Origin of the sequence: Bacillus sp. SIMBA_026 (assembly GCF_046535335.1) — a bacterium.
In the GTDB taxonomy this organism is placed as follows: domain Bacteria; phylum Bacillota; class Bacilli; order Bacillales; family Bacillaceae; genus Bacillus; species Bacillus velezensis.
This window is the reverse complement of record NZ_JAWRWX010000223.1, coordinates 1-265: the sequence shown is the minus strand read 5'-3', so window position 1 is coordinate 265 and position 265 is coordinate 1. Positions and strand designations below refer to the sequence as shown.

Here is a 265-nt window from a genome sequence, read left to right as displayed (position 1 = left end):
ACCACACATCAGATGTCGCCTTGCCCCTCGTTCCGGCCTTTTGACGCTACCAACTTTGCATAGTTGATATGGCCCAGCACCATCGGCATCGTTTCCGGAGACACCGAGCCCTTCTCAAGCAGATGAGTCAGCGCTCGAATGCGATGCCGATATCCCTTCGTCAGACGAGGACTATCGCCATCGACAAGTAATCCGTGCACCTTTAGTCGATTTGGCTTCGTAGCGAGCTTTTCCTTTCTTTCCGAAAGTTTCCATCCACCTGCCT

At 52.8% G+C, this 265-nt stretch carries 1 protein-coding gene; it reads right to left on the bottom strand.

The features are described 5' to 3' along the window. Window positions 1-8 precede the first annotated feature (8 nt). Window positions 9-265, bottom strand: a 257-nt coding sequence (locus SB847_RS21275) for an RNA-dependent RNA polymerase family protein (RefSeq protein WP_410578631.1), incomplete at its 5' end; no start/stop codon positions are given.